Here is a 17,805-nt window from a genome sequence, read left to right as displayed (position 1 = left end):
GCTCGGTTTCGGAAATGGTTAACGCGGGCGTCGGTTCGCCGAGCGGGGAAATACGGGGTGAGGGGAATGCGCGATCGTGACGCCAGCCATGACGACCGCCCGCGCCGTCGCGTCGGTGGCCCGGTCGCGGTCGTGTCCGCCATCACGCTTCTGGCCCTGACCGCCGGGGCTCTGGCCAGTTGCGGCGACAACGGCGCCGCCTTCTGGCGGCGTTCCGGCAATCCGGCCGCCAATCAATGCCCTCGCCCGCAGTCGATCACCGGACCCGAGTTCAATGCGCAGGAGGCCGGGCTGCGCCTGCTGCGGCGTGGGGCCTTCCGTGGCGACTTCTTCGCCCAGCTGGAGCTTGGGTCGCGCTATGCCGCCATTCGCGCCACCGACAAGAATATCGAGGACCCGATCGAGAGCGCGGTCTGGACCGGTCTGGCGCTCGCCAATGACGAGGGCTACGCGCCCATAAACCGCATCAATCGTCGCGGCTGGGGCGGTTTCGGTGGCGGTTCCCGCTACGACGACTGCCGCGCCTGGGAACGCCACGTCGCCTACCAGCGTCTGGATCGACAGCTGGGACAGATGACGATCGAGGAACAGGCCGCCGTCCGCGACCGGATGATCTATGTCCTTTCGACCCAGGACGCGGAGGGTTTCCGCACCCTGGCCCGCCTGCATGATTCGCTCTACGGCCCCTACGGCGAGCCCTCCGACAATCGCGAAGCGCGCGAAGCCATCGGACGCAATCCCACCGGCGGGCAGGGCAGGGGCGGCTTCTATTCCGCCGCGTCCCTGTTTCCCCGCAACGACGTCGATGCCTACCTTTACAATTACCTGGCGACCCAGACGGGCGACGTCGGGTCCTATGTGCTGCTGAAGGACTTCGAGCGCTCCTCGCCCCGCCGGTCCGGATACGGCGCCTTCGTCGAGGCCAAGGCGCGTCAGTGGGTGCCGCCGTTCGAATTCTATCCGAACGACGCCCCGGCCTCCGGCGTGCCCTTCTCGGACGAGAGCCGGCCGCGCGGCGACGCCTATGAGTACGCCCTCGGCCGTATGACCGAGCTACCCTTCGTCCATGTCGGGCGCGCCCTGCGCTACCTCGGCGTGACCGAGACGGTCGTCAGCCGCCCGGCCGACCTCAGCGCCCGCCAGATCCAGACGCTGGAAGCCATGCTGGGTCACGACATGGAATCGCGCCTGTCGTATCTTGAGATGGTCCGCGCGATCCAGCTGGCCGCCGTCAACGGCTCGTCTGAAGCGCAACTGGTGCTGGCGGTGATGTATTCCGAGGGGATCGGCGTCCCCACCGACTACGCCCGCGCCTTCCACTGGTATTCCCAGGCCGACAAGCAGGGGTCGCCCGAAGCCAAGTTCGCCGTCTCGACCTATTTCGCGCTGGGCGTCGCCGGGGTCGCGGACCAGGACAAGGCCGAGGCCGTCGCCTCCCGCATCGATTCGGCCCTGGCGGGCTTCGGCCCCTCCGCCTCGCGCCTGCAGGCCGTCCTGTCCCAAGTTTCCCGTTCGCAGCGCCGTTAGGAGGGGCTGAACCATGAAGACGTTGATCCTGGCCGCTTCCGCCCCGGTTCTGGCCCTGGCCCTCACGCTGTCGGCCGCGCCCGAGGCGTTTGCCCAGACCGCCGCCCGGGTCGAAAGCCAGACGCGGCCGAACTTTGGCCTGCTGCTCGATCCGCCCGCCGGCCAGCGCAGCCGCCCGCGCACCCACCGGCGCTGGTCCTATGGCAATCGCTATCCCGGCTGGAACGGCGCGCCTCCCCCGATCTATCAGCCGAACGGCACGGAGGAGATCGTCCTGGTCGATTGCGGCGGCAATCCCGGCACGGGGGCGGTCGAGGCCGCGGTTCAGCGGGTGCGTCCCGGCGGCACTCTGGTGATCCGCGCGCGGGGTGGGGCCTGCGTGGGCTGGCTCAACGTCGACAAGCCCCTGACCATCATCGGCGAAGGCGGCTTCGATCCGCGTCGCTGGAACGAAAATCCGTCCGCCAGCCTCCAGGCCCCGGACGGTCTGCCCTGCATCACGGTGGCTTCCGGCGTGCGGCTGGAAGTCCGCGACCTCGTTCTGTCCTCGCCCCGCGGCGGCGATGCGGCCTGCATCGTCAACTACGGCGGCCAGGTAATCATGAGCCGCGCCGGCATCCGCCACTCGGGCGACGAGGCGGCCATCCTGTCCGACGGCGGTCTGGTCGATCTGCGCGACGTGGTGATCGACGCCCAGACCATCGCCCCGGCCATCGTCGCCGACGGCGCGACCCTGACGACCTGGGAGACGGTGGTCACGGGTGCCCAGTCCGGCATCGAACTGACGCCCGGCTCCGGCGACCCGTCGCGCATCGATTCGACGACGCTTGTCGGTGTCGACACGCCCAACAACTACGGCCCCCGGTCCATCGGCATTTCAGTCCGGTCGCGCCGCGACTACGGGCGGGTCGAGGTCTCGAACACCAAGGTCTGCGGATATGTCGAGGGTGTCGCCATCGAAGGGGCCTCGGTCACCATCGACGGCTCCAAGATCTGCAAGTCCGACAAGGGTGTCGTGCTCTACAACGGCGAACTCAGCCTGACCAACAGCCGTGTGCGCGCCGACAGCGTCGGCGTCGGCATCGCCTCGGGCCGCGCGGTGGTCACCGACAATATCTTCGTGGGCGTCATGGCCGTGTTCCAGCAGGAATACCGCGCCCAGCTGACCGCCAACGGCAACCGTGTCTGGTCCGACAGCCTGTGCCGTCCGACCTATCGTCCGGTCTACCAGGATCGCTATGCGCCCTACTGGGGCCAGGGTGGTCAGGGCTACGAGTGTCAGCGGACCGCCTATCCGCGCGACTGGTGGGACGAGATGGATGGAGCTTACGGCGATCCCTACGACGACTATGCCTACAGCCCGACGGGCTATGACCGGTTCCAGCAGGGCTATGGCTGGTACAATGGCCAGGGCCAGTATGTGGATCAGCCCACGCCCTATGGCGACGATCGCTGGCGCGGAGGCCGCGGTCGCAGGCGCTGAGCGGGGTCGCTTAGCCCAATCCGGGCGAATCCACGGCGGTTTTGCGTCCGTGGGCAGACCTGCACCGTATCAGGACGGTCAGGCCCGACGTGGCCGCTCGTCAGGATGGATCCAATGTTCAAGACCGTCGCCGTTGCCGGCGTTTCCGCCCTCGCCATGATCGCGGGTTCCGCCGCCGCCCAGGACTGGCAAGGCTTCTACGCCGGGGGGTTCGCCGGCTATCAGAAGCTCAGCCAGCAGGACGACGAAACCGTCCTGTTCGACACCAACCTTGACGGCAGGTTCGGCGACACCGTGAACACCACGGCCCCGGCCAACGCCTTCTCGCCCGGCTTCTGCGACGGCTCGCCCAAGGGCAATAACGCAGGAGCCGGCTGCAACGACGACGAGGACGGTTCCGGCGAGTTCGGCGTGCGCGCCGGTTACGACTTCCAGACCGGCCCGATCGTCGTCGGCGTGGTCGCCGACTTCAGCGTGCCGACCGTCCAGGATTCGGTGACGGCCTTTTCAACCACTCCGGCCAACTATTCCTTCCAGCGCGAGGTCCAGCACCTGGTCGGTGCCCGCTTCCGGCTTGGCCTCGCCTACGGGCGTTACCTGCCTTACGTCACCGGCGGCTATGCCAGTGCGGAAGTCCGCGACCAGTTCTCGTCCTCGAACACGGGCAACGGTTTCACGCCCACCGTCCAGAACCAGGATGCCGAGGGCTATCAACTGGGCGCCGGGATCGAGACCAAGGTCACGTCCAACTTCAGCGTCGGACTGGAGTATCTCTACACCGACATCGACACCGACCCGCTGATCGTTCGGACCAGCCAGGGCACGCAAGCCGCGACCAATCCGTTCATTCTCGTGAACGCGAACGGCACGGACCAGCGTCGTTCGAATGACAAGCTGGAGCTTCACGCCTTCCGCATCACCGGAGCCTGGCACTTCTAGGCCATCGCCCACGCTTCACGACACGGACCCGGCCTGCTCGCAGGCCGGGTTTTTCGTCGGGATCGGTAGGCGCGGAGGGACTCGAACCCCCAACCAGACCGTTATGAGCGGTCGGCTCTAACCATTGAGCTACGCGCCCGCCGAACGGCACGGCCTAGCAGGGGGCGAACGTCCGGGAAAGTCCGCGCTCAAGCAGCGAGACGCCGCGCGTCGAGCGTTAGCGCACCGGACATGCGCTCAAGCAGCGAGACGCCGCGCGTCGAGCGGTGGCGCACCAACGACGTCCGCGACCTTGCTTCGATGTCATGCAGATGAACGGTTCCTGCCGATGCCACCCCACCGCCGTTCAGGCGTTCAAGGCCAAGGTTCCGCCACGGCCCTCGCAGAGAACTGAGGGCCGTCCCAGGTATCGTTCTCGATGAGGCTGTCCATGACCCGTAACCTTCCTGCTCTCATGCTCGGAGCCGCCCTCGTGGGCCTGTCCGCGCCCGCCGCCCTGGCGCAATCCGCCCCCATGGAGATGCACGCCATGACCCCCGCGCCCGCCCTGAACCTGTCGGCCTACGGCGAGGTCAAGGTCGCGCCCGACATGGCCACCATCACCTTCGGTGTCACGACCGAGGCTCCGACCGCCCAGGCCGCCATGGCCGATAACGCCCGCCGCATGCAGGAGGTCTTCGCCGCCCTCAGCCGCGCTGGCATCGCCGATCGGGACATCCAGACCTCGGGCCTGAACCTGTCGCCGCAATATGACTACGTCCAGAACGAGCCGCCCAAGCTGCGCGGCTATCAGGCGTCGAACCGGGTGACCGTCAACATCATGGACCTGACCCGGGTCGGCACGACCGCCGACGCCGTCGTCTCGGCCGGGGTCAACCAGATCGACGGCATCTCGTTCGGCCTGAAGGATCCGAAGACCGCCGAGGATCAGGCCCGCGTGCTGGCCGTTCGGGCCCTGCAGGCCAAGGCCGCCCTGTATGCCCAGGCCCTGGGCGTCACCCTCGGCCCGATCCGCACCCTGAACGAAGGCGGCGGCTATCAGGCCCCCCAGCCCATGCCGATGATGGCCCGCATGGCGATGGCCGACAGCGCCTCCACCCCCGTGGCGGCCGGCGAACTGGCCGTCCGGATCGACATCACCGGGACCTACGATCTGGGCCGGTAGAGGCTAATCAATACCAAGACTGTTGCAGTTATCTCCGGCCGCCCTATGTTACCGTCTACGCAACAGCGCGGCGGGACGTCCCGCGGCCGGAGAGACTTCGATGATCGAGCGCAGACCGTTCGACAGCCTGGGTGGTGCCAACCACGGCTGGCTGAATGCCAAACACCATTTCTCGTTCGCCAACTATTATGACCCGGCCCGCATGAGCTGGGGCAATCTGCGGGTCTGGAACGACGACGAGATCGCGGCCGGTTCGGGTTTTCCGCCGCATCCCCACTCGGACATGGAGATCATCACCTATGTCCGCGAGGGCGCGATCACCCACGAGGACAGCCTGGGCAACAAGGGCCGGACCGAGGCCGGCGACGTCCAGGTGATGAGCGCGGGCACCGGCATCCGCCACGCCGAATACAATGCCGAACCCGTCCTGACCCGCATCTTCCAGATCTGGATCGAGCCGACCAAGCGCGGCGAGGCCCCGGCCTGGGGCACCAAGCCCTTCCCCAAGGGCGATCGCGCCGGTCAGTTCGTCGTCCTCGCCTCAGGCTTCGAGGGCGACGATGGTGCCCTGCCCATTCGCACCGACGCCCGTATCGTCGGTGCCACGCTGAAGGTGGGGGAGACTGCGACCTATCCTCTGGGCGTGACGCGTCGGGGCTATCTGGTCACCGACAAGGGCGAAGTCTCGGTCAATGGCATAAACCTGAAGCCTCGCGACGGCGCTGCGATCTCGGACGAGGCCACGATCACGGTGACCGCCGTCAATGACGCGGAGATCGTTTTGGTCGACGCAGCCTGAGATTGCCAAACGGTCCGTCTGGCTTAGCGTCGTTGGACGGACCACTCTTTTTGAAACAGGAATACAACCCATGGCCACCTACACCGCCGCTTCCATCTCCTCCTGGCAGCCGCGCGCGCTGGCCATATTGCGCATCGTGACCGGCCTGACCTTCATGGCCCACGGCGTCATCAAGCTGTTCGGCTTTCCCGACGGGGCCGAGCCTGGCCAGCAGGCGATCGCCTCGCTGATGGGCGTGGGCGGCATTCTGGAGGTGGTCGGCGGCCTGCTGATCATCCTGGGTCTGTTCACCCGCCCGACGGCCTTCATCCTGTCGGGCATGATGGCCGTGGCCTACTGGATGTTCCATGCGCCCAGTTCGCCTTATCCCGCCGTGAATGGCGGCGATGCGGCGATCCTGTTCTGCTTCATCTTCCTCTACCTGGTCACCTCCGGCCCCGGTGCCTGGAGCCTGGACGGCGCGCGCAAGCGGTAGAGTTGTCCTTCTCCCCTTGCGGGAGAAGGTGCCCCGTAGGGGCGGATGAGGGGTACGAAGATGCGGATGCGCTGAGCCGGGCAATGCCCTCATCGTCGATACCGCGTGTCACCCCTCATCCGACCTCGCTCCGCTCGGCCACCTTCTCCCGCAAGGGGAGAAGGAGCGCCGTGTCCGCTTTACACCGCTTAACTGTCCGCGCTGACCCCGAAGTCCAACCCTTTCAACGCCCACCCGGTTTAACGACCCCTCCAACGCGCCCGCATTCCATTCGCCCTTACAATCCTCCCGGTCCCGTCGCCTGGGAAGGGCGCAAGGCCTTGCGAGCTTTTCGCGGCGGGGCCGATCAGGAACGCGAGCGCGACGCCGCGCGCGGGGGCGTTACAGGACCCCGATCATGCTGGCGACCAGGGGATGTCTGACGATGTCCTGTTCGGCCAGGCGCACCACCGCGATTTCCGGCACGGCTTCCAGCCGCGTGGCGATGTCGGCCAGGCCCGACAGCGAGGGCAGCAGGTCCGTCTGTCCCGGATCGCCCGTCACCACCATGTTGGAATGCCAGCCCAGCCGCGTCAGCAGCATCTTCAGCTGGACGTAGGTGCAGTTCTGGGCCTCGTCGATGACGATGAAGGCGTTGTTCAGCGTGCGACCCCGCATGTATCCGACCGGCGCGATCTCGATCAGCCCCTCGGCCATCAACGCCCCCACCCGCTTCATCGACAGCCGGTCCGACAGGGCGTCGTAGAGGGGCCGCAGATAGGGGGCCAGCTTGTCCTCCATGGCTCCGGGCAGGAAGCCGATCGATTCCCCCGCCTCGACCGCCGGGCGCGACAGCACGATGCGCCCAACCTTGCCGGCCTCCAGCGCCTCGACCGCCTTGGCCACGGCCAGATAGGTCTTGCCCGTGCCTGCGGGGCCGAGGGCCAGGGTCAGGTTGTGGGTGTCGATGGCGTTCAGCAGTTCGGCCTGACCCTCGGACTTTGGCTTCAGCGTCTTCAGATAGCTCTGATCCCGATCGTCGTTCGACGGATGCGGCGACCAGCCCCCGCGGTTCTGCGGCGTCGGCAGGCGGCGGACCTTGGCATCGTTGCCATAGTCGGGGCCGTCGAAGGCTCCACCTTCACGGGATTGACGCTTCAGGGCGGCGCGCTTGGTCATGGCAGGCTCCAGATGCAGGGAGACGACGCCGGGGGAGCCGGTCGTCGGGCAATAAAAAAGGCGACGCCGGAAACGGCATCGCCTCGAACGAGGGCGGGACGGAAAGAGAAGGCGCCGACAGGCCGTCCGGGGTCGGAGATGTATCCCACATCCAGCGGGAAGACCCGCCGCATACCCGAACGCGTCACGCACGCTCTCCAGGGTTCTGACCGGACCGGGGTTGATCCGGCTTCGGACTCGGGGCCGAAATGGCGACCTCGAATCGCTGCAACACATTGAGGCTAGCGTGGTTTCCCGAGTGTTAAAGCCTCATTTGTTGAAGATCAGGATGATGGTTCCATGACGATCTATTCGCTGACGGACAAGAAACCGCGACTGCCGCCGCATGGCGAATACTGGATCGCCGACAATGCCGTGGTGGTCGGCGATGTCACGTTGAAGTCGGGGGCCAGTGTCTGGTTCGGCGTGACCGTGCGCGGCGACAATGATCCGATCACGATCGGCCACAACACCAACATCCAGGACGGCAGCGTCCTGCATTCCGATCCGGGCGAGCCGCTGACCGTTGGCGACAACGTCACCGTCGGCCACATGGCCATGCTGCACAGCTGCACCATCGGCGACAACACATTGATCGGCATCGGGGCGGTGATCCTGGGCCGCGCGGTGATCGGAAAGAACTGCCTGATCGGCGCCAACGCCCTGATCACCGAGGGCAAGGTCATTCCGGACGGCTCGCTGGTCATGGGCCAGCCGGGCAAGGTGATCCGCGCCCTGGACGACGCCCAGATCGCCGCCCTGACCGCTTCGGCCGAGCACTATGTGCAGAACTGGAAGCGGTATTCGACGTCCCTGCTCCCCTTGCGGGAGAAGGTGGCAGCCGAAGGCTGACGGATGAGGGGTACGCGGATGCGGGCGGGTTGCATCCGCCATGCCCCGATCGTCAAGACCGGGTCTCACCCCTCATCCGACCTCGCTTCGCTCGCCCACCTTCTCCCGCAAGGAGAGAAGGGAACATCACGCGATCCGTCGCCCATCCACGGCGGCCAGGGTCAAGGGCGGTCTGCCCGCCACGCCGACGCCGACCGACAGCCGCGCGGTCAGCGGCCCGACCGCCTCGCGCCGCCGCTCCTGGTCCATGACCGGCTGATACAGGCCCAGCAGCCGGTTCGCCTCGCCGTCCGGCCCGCGCATCGGGGCGATGACGATCTCCAGCACGCCCCGCAGACGAGCCGCCTCTGCCACCATCACGACGGGGCGGGCCTCGCGGAACGTCTGGACGACGGCGGCGGCGACCAGGCCCCGACTTTCGGGGGCCCACAGCTCCAGCCAGCCGACGCCCCGCATCGATCGTCCGTGCAGGGTCTCGATCCAGGCCCCGGCCAGTCGAAAGGCCGCGCCATCGGCTGTCCGGTCCGCAGTGAACAGTTGCGGGACCAGCCGCCCCAGCCGCATCGGATCGAACCCGGCGCGCGCCGGAATCGGGCCGACGGCGGGCAGGGCAGCCCAGTGGTCGATCAGGGTCTGTGTGCCGGGATGGAACATTGGTCTCGCCTTCGGGCGCGACGGCGCAAGGCGGGGGCCAGTCGCCTGCCCTCAAGCAGCGAGCAGCCGCGCGGCGAGCGGTAGGGCACCGAATGCTTTGGCAACGGAAACGCAAGGGTTTTGCCCGCAGATGGGCCATTGGACCGGCCTGCGTTTTGTCAGGGTCGGCAAAAAGAACGTTCAGGAGCCTGGCCCATGCGGGTGGCGATCAAGATCTGGCTGCCGGTGGTGGCAGGGGCCTTCACCGGTGCCCTGGCTCTGCTCAGCCTTGCCGGACCGGCCTCGGCCCAGTGCAATTCGGGCTGCACGCCGCCGCCGGCGCCGCCCTGCGGATCGTGCCAGCCCCCTCCGCCTCCGCCACCGCCCCCTCCGCCGCCGGATTGCTGCACCCCCCCGCCTCCGCCCAGCTATCCGCCCTATGGCGGCGACATCAATGTGAACGTCAATGTCAATGCGAACGCCAATGCCGGGGCCAACGCCACGGCGGGGGCTCGCGCGGGCATCAACGCCCGGCTGAACAGCTATGGCAATGTGCGGGGCGGGGGTGGAGGCGGGGCCTATTTCAGCGTCGAACAGCCCTATCCGACCGTCATCCAGGGCCTGAACGTCGAGGCCGGGGCCGTGGCACAGGTCATCCGCGTTCCTTACGAAGCGCGCCGCCGCTGGGAAAAGCGGGTCGTGATCCAGGCCTTCTGCATCGACGACCGCGACATTCCGCATCCGGCGTCCCAGGTCACGCCCGACCGGGACATCTATGACGGCTACGAGGGCGAGCTGTATCGCTGCATCGCTGGGACCCGGCTGCAAGTGACGTGGTCGGAGTGGACCGGTCAGGTCAGCTTCGAGGGCGGTCAGACCTTCGCCTGCCAGAAGGGCGAGGCCCTGTGGCGCGACCGCTCCGGCGACCTGCGTTGCAAGACCCAGATCGTAGAGCGCGACTGCAACGAACGCTCGCTGCTGCGCCGCTATGGCGCGGGCATCAAGGTGCTCGTCTGGGTCAAGGAAGAAATCTACACCGAATACCGCGAGGAGGTCGTCCAGGCGCAGGGGGCCTCGATCGTCGGAGCCTCGATGATGCTGGACGGCGGCGTCGGCGGGCGGGTGTTCTGAGCCTGAATGGCGGACAACGGTCCGTTCAGCTTGTCGGCATGGCGGGTCGCATAGATTGAAGCGTCGGGTTCATCGCCGACGATCCTGAGAAGACTGAAAGGCCCCGGAGCGAAAGCCCCGGGGCCTCTTTTCCGTCTACTGCGCGGCGGCGGTGGCCGAGGTGACCTGGGCGCGCCAGGCCTTCTCGGGCACCAGATACTTGCGGGCCGCCGCCTGGATGTCAGCGGGCGTCAGGGCTTCCAGATCGCTGATGTGGGTCAGGGTCTGCTGGATGCTCTCCGGGTGGGCGGCGACGTCTTCCAGCTGGCCCAGCCAGTATTCGTTGCCGGCCTGGCTGCGGCGAAGGGCCTCGATGGTCGGGGCTCGTGCACGGTTCAGCTCGTCATCCGTGATCGGAGTGTCGCGCAGGGAGGCCGCGATGGCATCGACCGCGCTGAAGTAGGCCCCCAGGTTCTGGGGCGTGGTCTGGGCCGTGACGAAGATCGAGCCGTAGCCGGGATAGACCTCGGACGCGCTGGCGTCGGTCGTTGGCGAATAGGCCAGGGCCTGACGTTCGCGGATTTCGTCCAGCACGCGCAGTTCCATGACATCGGCCAGGATGCCGACGATGCGCGCCTCGGTCCGATCGGCGATCTGGTCCGTCGTCGGCCAGGCGACATAGCCCAGGGCCTGCTCGGCCGGCCCGTTGTGCGTCAGGGCGACCGGCGTCGCGGTCCCTCCCGGGAAGCGCAGGGTATCTGAGCCGGGCAGGGGCGCGGGCGCGGCGGAACGCGCGGGCAGGGCCGCCAGGGTGGAGCCGACGGCCGCGATGGCATCGTCCACCGTGACGTCGCCGACTATCACCACGCTGATCGGGCCTTGCGACAGGCCGCTGGTGACCTGGCTTTTCAGCTGGTCGTTGGTGAAGCCGGCGACCTGTTCGGCGGTTGGGAACGCCTGACGCGCGTCACCGGAGGCCAGAAGACCGCTGGACTGGATGGCGAAGGCCCCGCCCGGCGTCGCCGACTGCTGGGCGATGATCTGGGGGAAGACGGCCTTGATCTGCTCGAACGGTGCCGGACGCAGGCCGGGATCGGTCAGATAGGCCGTCAGCAACTGCATCTCGGTCGTCAGGTCCTGGGGCCGGGTCGCGCCGGCCAGCTGATTGGCGTCGGCGTCGGTGGAGAAACCGGCTCCGACGATCTTGCCGCTCAGGACGCGAGCCAGTTCATCGGACGTAAGCTTGCCCAGGCCGCCGGCGGCGAACGTGAAACCGGCCAGGGTCTGGGCCTGGACCGCGTCGGTCGGCATACCGAGCTCGCCTATGCCGGTGCGCACGCTGATCAGGATCTGCTCGTCGCGGAAGGTGGTGGGCTTGACCACCAGGGTCGTGCCGTTGGCGAAGGTGACCTGGGTCGCCCCGACCTCGGCCAGCTCGCGGCGTTCGGTCGGCTGGGCGGGCGTGCCGAAGCTGGCATAGGGCCATTCGGCGGCGGCCTGGGCGGCACGGGCGGTGACGGGCGTGGCTTCGGATGCCTGAAGCATGGCGGTGACCGCGGCCTCTCCGCCCTCGATCGCCTCGGGGGTGACGACCAGTGCCAGCGGACCCTGGCGCTCGAACACCGGCTTGACCGCTTCGTCCACCTGGGCCGGGGTCAGGCCCGAGACGGCGGCGTTGAAGATGTCGAGATTGGTCTGGGGCGTCGAGAAGACGCGGTCGTCGTTGGTTGCACTCAGCAGGGCATTGACCAGTCCCGGGGTGGAGCGGGTAGCCGCCGAGGCCACGGCGTTTTCGAGAGCCGTGCGGGTGTCGGTGATCTCGCGCTGCAGCTCGGCCTCGGTCGTGCCGAACTGGACCAGGCGACGCTGCTCCTGCTCGGCCGTTTCAAGCGCGCGCTGGAGGCCGCCGGGGTTGAAGTTGGCGGTCAAGGTGGAGATATCGATGCTGTCGAACAGGGTGCTGCTGCCTGCCCCGGCCGAGATGAAGGGCGGATTGTCGGCGCGGGCGATCTCGCCCAGTCGACGGTTCAGGACCGACAGGCCCAGCCCACGCAGGATGCGCGAGCGGCGCTCGGCCACTGTGTCGGGGTCGCGGTCCGGATTGGTGACCCAGTTGAGCTGGACCGAGGACTGGACGCCCGGTTCGACCAGGATGCGGGTCTCCTCCTGACGCGGCGCGACCTGGCCCAGGTCGGGCTCCGGACCATCGGGGGCCTTGGGCTGCCAGCTTTCGAAAGCGGAGCGGATCTTGCCTTCCATCACGTCGACGTCGAAGTCGCCGACCGCGAACATCGTGGCGCGCGAGGGGCGGTAATAGCTGTTGTAGAAATCGACGAAACGCTGGCGTGGGGCCGTGCGGATGACCTCCAGGTCACCGATCGGGAAGCGTTCAGAGACGCGCTGACCGGGTGCCAGCAGGGCGAACTGTGCCTTGGCAGAGCGCAGGCCGGGGGTGTTGCGGGTGCGCTCCTCGCCCTCGATGACGCCGCGTTCGCCGTCGATGTCGTCGGCCTCCATCAGGGCTTCGGAGACCTGTTCGCGCATGATACGAAGGGCGGTGTCGACCGTCTCGTCATTCGTGCGGGGCAGTTCCAGCTGGTAGAAGGTCTGGTCCCAGCTGGTCGCGGCATTGGTGTCGGCCCCGAAGGCCAGACCCAGGCGCTCGAGGATGCGCAGCAGCTCGTTTTCCGGGATGTTGGTCGTGCCGTTGAAGGCCATATGCTCCATGAAGTGGGCCAGACCCAGCTGGTCCTCGTTCTCCATCAGCGATCCGGCGTCGATGCGCAGCCGCAGGGAGGCCTGGCCCGGAGGGGTGGCGTTCCTCAGAATCGCATAGCGCATGCCGTTGGGCAGGACGCCGAACCGGACGGCGGGATCGGCGGGAATGTCGCTGGCGGCCTGGGGCCAGGGATAGGAGGGCTGGGCCGCGGCCGTCGTCTGGGCAAGGGCGGCACCGGACAGTGGGCCTGCCAGAAGGGCGAGGCCCGACACGGCGGCGAGCAGAAGGCGGCGAGGGGTCATGAAGGCTCCAGGCGAAACCGGAGCCGTCGTCGAGACGTGGCCCGGGAGTGGGTCTGACAGGAGGGCAGATCGCCCCGACGCCAACCTGTCCTGAATCAGGCCGCTCTGTAAAGTGAACTTTACGTCAGCATCGCTTGGTCGCGCTTCAGGAGCCTGGGCGGGAAACGTAGAAGGTCGCGGTGTTGCCGACGGCGTTGGCGCTGGACGCGATGGCCCGGCCTGTCCCGTTCACGGTGGTCGTCGCGGTCGCCGAGACAGGCCCCGAATTGGTCTGGTTGTTCGTCGCGATCAGATTGCCCTGGCAGGTGGAGCAGACGTAGCCGGTGACCGAGTTGCCGACCGCATCGGCCGTGACATAGGCGTCATAGCCGTTGGTGCCAGTGAAGTCGGCGGTGACCTCGACGCCGCCGGAGTTCACCTGGCTGTTGTCGATCTCCAGATAGACGTCGTTGTTGCCCGCGACGACCTCGTTGCCCGTTCCGGCCGCGACGGCGGTGGCCCCGCCCCAGTCGTAGCTGGTGACGACGGTGGAGGCGCGGACCTGGGACAGATTCGACTGGTCCGTCGTGGCCACGACCGAGCCGCCGTCGTTGTAGAGCAGGGTCTGGTTGGCGGTCGCACGGGCGCGACCCGCCAGGTCCCAGGCATTGGCGGCATTGGCGCTGGTCGAGGCGGTGACGGCGTCGCCGGCAGAGCGCTGGCGGATCGTCAGGTCCTGGCTGGAGGCGATTCCGGAGTTCAGGGCCGTGGTGTTGGCGATCGACTGACTGATGAACTCGGCGGTCGCGGGGATGTACTGGGTCTCCGCGAAGTTCTCGGCGCGGACGCCTGCCTCGGAGCGCTGGACGACGGTGCCGGAGACATGCGACGCGCTGGCGGCCATGGAGGTCGTGTTGCCGATGGCGGTGACGCCGATGGAGGCCCCGCCCAGCATTCGCGCGGTCGGGCCGTTCAGGGTCGAGGCGGCGGTGACCTCGGACGGGCCGACGTCCTGGGTCGCCTCGATGGCGACATCGCCGCCATAGGCCGCGGCCGCCAGATAGTTGCCGCGTGACTGGGTCGTGGCGTTGACCGGGCCTTCCAGGTCGCCGTCCAGGTTCAGGGTTGTGGTCGAGCGGACGTCGCCGTTCGACGTCTGGGTCGAGGTCAGTCGCAGGTCACGGTCCTGGGCCGTGCCGGACAGGCTGTTGCCCTGAGCGGCCGTGTCGGCACCGACCTCGTCCGAGGCACCCTCGACGTTCAGGGTCTGGCCGGCGATGACATCGCCCAGCTGGAGTTGGTTGTTCAGGACGACCTGACCGTCCTGAGCGAAGGCGCTAGTAGCGGCTGCGACGCACAGCGCCGTCGCGGCGATCGTTCCAGCGATCCGGATCGGCGCGGGTCTGGCCATTGTTCGTTCCCGTGTTGTCATAGGCGGGGTAGTAGCCCCCGGTCGCGCCCACCGTGTTCAGCGGGTCGTTGGAGGCGTTCAGGCAGACTTCGGGACCCGGCGCGCCATACAGATTGGCCATGAACTCGACCGTCGCCCGTTCGATCAGGGCGCGGACGGCCAGCTGCACCGGCTCCATCCCGCCGGTCCCGGCCGAGATGTCGAAGACGTTGCCGTTCAGGAAGTCGAAGACGCCGGCCGAGATTTCGCGGCCGATGATCTGCTTCTGGTAGGACACCACATCGACGACCTCGAGCGTGGTCGTCTGGACCAGGCGCAGGTCGATGGCGATGTTCATCACGAACACCTTGCCCTGGACGATGCCGGAGCCCGGCCGGTCGCTGTCGGTTTCGCCCACGCCGGCATCGAAGCCAGCCGAGCGGATGTTGTAGTTCACCTCGGTGATGCCGCCGACCAGGTAGAAGTCCGAGCCCGGAACCTGGCCCGCCAGGATGCGGCGATAGTTGGGATCCTCGGCCGTGCCGCCCTGGTCGCCGATCAGGCGATTGTTGGCGTAACGCAGCTCCATTTCGGAGATCGAGGTGTCGTAGCGCTCGACCATCTGGGCTCCGGCCTTGGCCAGGGCGCTGAAGGCCATCAGGGACGCCCCGCCGGTGACCTGGCGGCCGCCGTCGGACGAGACCGTGCCGGTGTAGTCGCTGATCCGCCCAACGGCCATGCGAGGCGAGGGCAGGTTGTAGCGGCGCGCATAGTCGGCCAGGCAATACAGGGCCGTGGAATAGGGGGTCGGGTTTGAGGTCACCGGCGCATTGCCGATCGGCGTCGCATATCGGCCGTTGGGACCCGCAACGGGGCTGACGCAGGCACCGAGCAGGGCCGTGACGGCCACGGCGACGCCGCCGACCTTCAGCCGACGGGTGAGGGCGGTGGATTTCATCAGAAGCCTGTCAGGGTGCCGGTCAGGTCCGTGCGGGCACTGACATTGCCCGTATTGGTCTGACGCGAGTTGACGATGACCGTGTTGTGGCTGCCCTGGACCACCACGTTCAGATTGTTGCCGATGGCGGTCGAACCGCCGATGGCCGTGCCGCCGCCGTGGCCGCCGGAGCCGGAATAGGTCTGGGACACGCCGCCGGACTGGGCCGAATAGGCGGAGGCGCCCGCCTGGATGATGCCGTCGACGATCAGGCGGTTGCCTGCGGCGTCGCGTGTCGACCCGGTCTGGGCCGTCGTAACCGACTGGCGCGCGCCGCCATAGCCGTTCTGGAACGACGACAGGCCGCCGGACCCCGCGGTCTGGGCCATGGCGGGGACCGCGATCACGGACAGGGCCAGGACCCCTCCGGCAGCGATTGTAAGTCTGAGGTCCATTTCGAGCATTCCACGCGACACGATCCGCCGGAGACGGTTCGCGTGCCAAAATGGGTCACGGTTATTAAGAACCACTTGAGATCGAAAAAGCGGAGAAATTCTCTGCCGATCCTTGGTCAGAGGGGGCGGGCTGAGGATCGGACTGGAGTTCTGGAGTCATAAAAAGCGACTTCTACTTCTCCAATGCGGCCTTGGAGGCCCGATCGGGCTGGAACGATCCTGCGGCATTGCGGGTCATGGCGATGTCGGTCATCAACCGGCAGCCTAGAGGAGACCCACGTCAGAATGGGTCGTATGCCGTGATGGAGGCCGTTACGCCCGCTGACCCGAACGCCTCATCCCCTTGGGGACCGGTCGAATCGCCGCCGCCGTCGCGCGAACGCGTGTTCAACGCGCCGCTGCTGGCCGTGCTGCTGGCCGCCTCGATGCCCGCGCTCTATTTCTTCCAGGCCCGTGCCCACACCTATTGGCTGGAGCTGGCGTTCGCGCCGATCGACCTGAGCCAGGGGCGTTATGCCGGTCTGGTGACCTCGCTGTTCGTCCACGGCGGGTGGGCACATGCGATGATGAATGCGGTGGCGGCATTGATCTTTGGCACTCCGGTCGCGCGGCTGTTCAGGGGCACCGCAGGAGCCTTCGTTTTTCTGGCCCTATACATTGTATCCGGTGTCGTCGCGACCCTGGGCTACGGTCTGGTGCACTGGGGGAGCGTGGATCCGCTCGTTGGAGCGTCCGGCGCGGTGTTCGGCCTGATCGGGGCGGCGACACGGCTGCTGGGCGGGGGAGGGCGGGTTCTGCCGCTGACCAACCGGGGCGTCATCACGACGTCGATCGCCTGGATGGCGGTGAACGCGGTGCTGGGCCTGATCGGCTTTGCGCCCGGTGTTGAAGGCGCGCGAATCGCCTGGGAAGCCCATGCTTTCGGCTTCCTGTTCGGGATCCTCGCCATCGGCCCCCTGGCACGGTGGTTCGCTCCGCCTCCGGAAAGGTTTGATTCGCGGGCCCGTCTGGGTGATCCTCACCACTGAAGCGGCCTTCGTGTCCTTCGGGCCGGCGGCCGCTCCCAAGAAACACTAGGGAAGGAGCGTCGCTATGCTGGTTGCAGAAATCCTCAAGTCCAAGGGGGGCGACGTGTTCAGCATCGCTCCCGACACCACCCTGGCCAACGCGTGTGGCGAGCTGGATCGCCGAAAGGTCGGCGCCCTGATCGTCTGTGACGGAGACCGGGTGGTCGGCGTCTTCTCCGAGCGAGACGTGGTCAAGGCGGTGGCGACAGACGGCGACGAAAGCCTCGGGCGGCCTGTGGCTGGCTATATGACCCGTGAGGTGATCTTCGCCGAGCCGGGCGAGACGGTCGCGATCCTGATGGGGCGGATGACGGATCGCAGGATCCGGCACCTGCCGGTGCTAAAGGACCAGCGCCTGTCCGGCGTCATCTCCATCGGGGATGTGGTCAAATGCCAGATCGCGGAGGCAACGCAGGAGGCCGAGAGCCTGCGAACCTATATCGCGGCGGGATAGGCGAGCCGCCGAACAGGAGTCTGCGTGAATCTTCGTCCGCCACGAAAATGCCGCTTGCGGACGAAGTGAGGCCTCCGTATATCCCCGCCTCGCTCGGAGACGGGCCGGCCACCGGGGCTGCGGGGACATCAGTCGCCACGGACCAGGAGGAAACGAGGAGAGTAAAAACTCCTTGCTTTCGCGGAAGGTTCCACATAGTCTCCGCGCTCCAATCGAATCGTCGGAAACGATAAAAGAGGCAAGCCTCTGGCTTCTCTCTTACGGTTTTGTGCGTCCCAGAAGCCTGGCTTCACCGGTTCGCAGAATGGCTGAAAAGCCCGGT

General features: G+C 67.2%; 16 protein-coding genes and 1 tRNA gene. 10 read left to right on the top strand and 7 right to left on the bottom strand.

What is annotated here, in order from left to right; translation table 11 throughout:
• Window positions 1-66: 66 nt before the first annotated feature.
• From AC1DW4_RS12335 to AC1DW4_RS12325, 3 genes are all read left to right on the top strand, one after another.
• A complete protein-coding gene (locus tag AC1DW4_RS12335) occupies window positions 67-1,527 on the top strand; it encodes a tetratricopeptide repeat protein (RefSeq protein WP_477017563.1) in 1,461 nt (486 codons plus the stop codon).
• A gap of 13 nt (window positions 1,528-1,540) precedes the next feature.
• The gene (locus AC1DW4_RS12330) at window positions 1,541-3,010 is read left to right on the top strand and encodes a right-handed parallel beta-helix repeat-containing protein (RefSeq protein WP_477017562.1); all 1,470 of its coding nucleotides are present in this window, start codon (window positions 1,541-1,543) and stop codon (window positions 3,008-3,010) included.
• A 114-nt stretch (window positions 3,011-3,124) separates the two neighbouring features.
• A complete protein-coding gene (locus AC1DW4_RS12325) occupies window positions 3,125-3,949 on the top strand; it encodes an outer membrane protein (protein ID WP_477017561.1) in 825 nt (274 codons plus the stop codon).
• A gap of 66 nt (window positions 3,950-4,015) precedes the next feature.
• On the opposite strand, the gene AC1DW4_RS12320 is transcribed toward AC1DW4_RS12325, so the two are convergent.
• Window positions 4,016-4,088: transfer RNA gene (locus AC1DW4_RS12320), tRNA-Ile, on the bottom strand.
• A 291-nt stretch (window positions 4,089-4,379) separates the two neighbouring features.
• On the opposite strand from AC1DW4_RS12320, the gene AC1DW4_RS12315 reads away from it, so the two are divergent.
• The 3 genes from AC1DW4_RS12315 to AC1DW4_RS12305 all read left to right on the top strand — a co-directional run bounded on the left by AC1DW4_RS12315 (window position 4,380) and on the right by AC1DW4_RS12305 (window position 6,388).
• Window positions 4,380-5,114, top strand: a complete 735-nt coding sequence (locus AC1DW4_RS12315; protein ID WP_477017560.1) for an SIMPL domain-containing protein — start codon at window positions 4,380-4,382, stop codon at window positions 5,112-5,114.
• 100 nt (window positions 5,115-5,214) lie between these two features.
• Window positions 5,215-5,913, top strand: coding sequence for a pirin family protein (locus AC1DW4_RS12310; RefSeq protein WP_477017559.1), 699 nt, complete (start codon window positions 5,215-5,217; stop codon window positions 5,911-5,913).
• A gap of 70 nt (window positions 5,914-5,983) precedes the next feature.
• Window positions 5,984-6,388, top strand: coding sequence for a DoxX family protein (locus AC1DW4_RS12305; protein WP_477017558.1), 405 nt, complete (start codon window positions 5,984-5,986; stop codon window positions 6,386-6,388).
• 381 nt (window positions 6,389-6,769) lie between these two features.
• Here AC1DW4_RS12305 and AC1DW4_RS12300 read toward each other — a convergent pair whose 3' ends face one another.
• Window positions 6,770-7,558, bottom strand: a complete 789-nt coding sequence (locus AC1DW4_RS12300; RefSeq protein ID WP_477017696.1) for a PhoH family protein — start codon at window positions 7,556-7,558, stop codon at window positions 6,770-6,772.
• Between the two features lie 327 nt (window positions 7,559-7,885).
• Here AC1DW4_RS12300 and AC1DW4_RS12295 point away from each other — a divergent pair, with 327 nt between their 5' ends.
• The gene (locus AC1DW4_RS12295; protein WP_477017557.1) at window positions 7,886-8,437 is read left to right on the top strand and encodes a gamma carbonic anhydrase family protein; all 552 of its coding nucleotides are present in this window, start codon (window positions 7,886-7,888) and stop codon (window positions 8,435-8,437) included.
• A gap of 126 nt (window positions 8,438-8,563) precedes the next feature.
• Here AC1DW4_RS12295 and AC1DW4_RS12290 read toward each other — a convergent pair whose 3' ends face one another.
• Window positions 8,564-9,091: a PAS domain-containing protein gene (locus tag AC1DW4_RS12290; RefSeq protein WP_477017556.1), complete on the bottom strand. Its 528-nt coding sequence runs from the start codon at window positions 9,089-9,091 to the stop codon at window positions 8,564-8,566.
• A 195-nt stretch (window positions 9,092-9,286) separates the two neighbouring features.
• Here AC1DW4_RS12290 and AC1DW4_RS12285 point away from each other — a divergent pair, with 195 nt between their 5' ends.
• Window positions 9,287-10,201 (top strand): hypothetical protein, encoded by a 915-nt coding sequence (locus AC1DW4_RS12285; protein WP_477017555.1) that lies wholly within the window; start codon window positions 9,287-9,289, stop codon window positions 10,199-10,201.
• 135 nt (window positions 10,202-10,336) lie between these two features.
• Here AC1DW4_RS12285 and AC1DW4_RS12280 read toward each other — a convergent pair whose 3' ends face one another.
• The 4 genes from AC1DW4_RS12280 to hfaA form a co-directional block, all read right to left on the bottom strand.
• The gene (locus tag AC1DW4_RS12280) at window positions 10,337-13,201 is read right to left on the bottom strand and encodes a M16 family metallopeptidase (protein ID WP_477017554.1); all 2,865 of its coding nucleotides are present in this window, start codon (window positions 13,199-13,201) and stop codon (window positions 10,337-10,339) included.
• Between the two features lie 145 nt (window positions 13,202-13,346).
• Entirely contained in the window at window positions 13,347-14,591 is a 1,245-nt protein-coding gene (gene hfaD / locus AC1DW4_RS12275) for a holdfast anchor protein HfaD (protein ID WP_477017553.1), read from the bottom strand.
• Window positions 14,518-15,528 (bottom strand): holdfast anchoring protein HfaB, encoded by a 1,011-nt coding sequence (hfaB, locus tag AC1DW4_RS12270; RefSeq protein ID WP_477017552.1) that lies wholly within the window; start codon window positions 15,526-15,528, stop codon window positions 14,518-14,520. The genes hfaD and hfaB overlap by 74 nt, the downstream gene beginning before the upstream one ends.
• Window positions 15,528-15,962: a holdfast anchoring protein HfaA gene (hfaA, locus tag AC1DW4_RS12265; protein ID WP_477017551.1), complete on the bottom strand. Its 435-nt coding sequence runs from the start codon at window positions 15,960-15,962 to the stop codon at window positions 15,528-15,530. Before hfaA ends, hfaB begins: the two co-directional genes overlap by 1 nt.
• Before the next feature lie 383 nt (window positions 15,963-16,345).
• Between hfaA and AC1DW4_RS12260 the strand changes: the two genes are divergently transcribed.
• Window positions 16,346-16,990, top strand: coding sequence for a rhomboid family intramembrane serine protease (locus AC1DW4_RS12260; RefSeq protein WP_477017550.1), 645 nt, complete (start codon window positions 16,346-16,348; stop codon window positions 16,988-16,990).
• 64 nt (window positions 16,991-17,054) lie between these two features.
• The gene (locus AC1DW4_RS12255; protein ID WP_477017549.1) at window positions 17,055-17,483 is read left to right on the top strand and encodes a CBS domain-containing protein; all 429 of its coding nucleotides are present in this window, start codon (window positions 17,055-17,057) and stop codon (window positions 17,481-17,483) included.
• Window positions 17,484-17,805 lie beyond the last annotated feature (322 nt).

The organism is Brevundimonas sp. P2_A6, assembly GCF_056404975.1.
Note: the sequence above shows the minus strand (reverse complement) of the source record. Positions and strands in the feature narration are given on the sequence as shown.